This window comes from Arthrobacter sp. SO5, assembly GCF_020532805.1.
GTDB lineage: Bacteria > Actinomycetota > Actinomycetes > Actinomycetales > Micrococcaceae > Arthrobacter.
Genome location: NZ_MQTQ01000036.1, coordinates 17,126 through 17,807, shown reverse-complemented (window position 1 = coordinate 17,807; position 682 = coordinate 17,126). Strand labels below are relative to the sequence as shown.

The 682-nt window shown below is 66.7% G+C and carries 1 protein-coding gene; it reads left to right on the top strand.

Translation table 11 applies throughout. From position 1 onward, the window contains the following. The coding region (locus BJG92_RS06245; RefSeq protein ID WP_232083161.1) for an integrase core domain-containing protein at nucleotides 1-682 on the top strand (682 nt) is incomplete at both ends.

Below are 682 nucleotides of genomic sequence, written 5' to 3'. Positions count from 1 at the left end.
CCCGGCTGACCGTCTGGTCCACGAGCCGGGGTTCCAGGTCCAGTGCGATCTCTGGTTCCCGCACGAGCCGCTGCCCGTGGGCGCGGGCCAGAACGATACACCTCCTGTGCTGGTGATGACTTCGGCGTTCTCGGGATTCATCCAGGCACGGATGCTGCCGTCACGGACGACGCCGGACCTTCTGGGCGGAATGTGGACTCTGCTCCAGGATGCGCAGGCGGTTCCGTCGCGGCTGTTGTGGGACAACGAGTCCGGCATCGGCCGGCGCCGGCCCACCCAGCCGGTGGCCGCGTTCGCCGGGTCCCTCGGGCTGGAGATCAAGCTGCTGCCGCCGCGGGATCCGGAGTCCAAAGGCATGGTCGAGCGGATGAACAGGTTCTTCCGGCAACGCTTCATGCCGGGCCGGGACTTCCGCTCACCAGCGGATTTCAACGGCCAGCTGGAGGACTGGCTGCCCAAGGCCAACCACCGGTACTCGCGGTCCCGCCACGGCCGCCCTGACGAGCTGATCGTCCTGGACCGGGAAAAGATGCGGGAACTGCCGCCGGTAAGCCCGGAAACGGCGTTCCGCAACGCGGTGCGTCTGCCACGGGATTACTACGTGCGGGTGTTCTCCAACGACTATTCCGTGGACCCTTCGTTCATTGGGCGGATCGTGGATGTCACCGCTGACCTGGACACC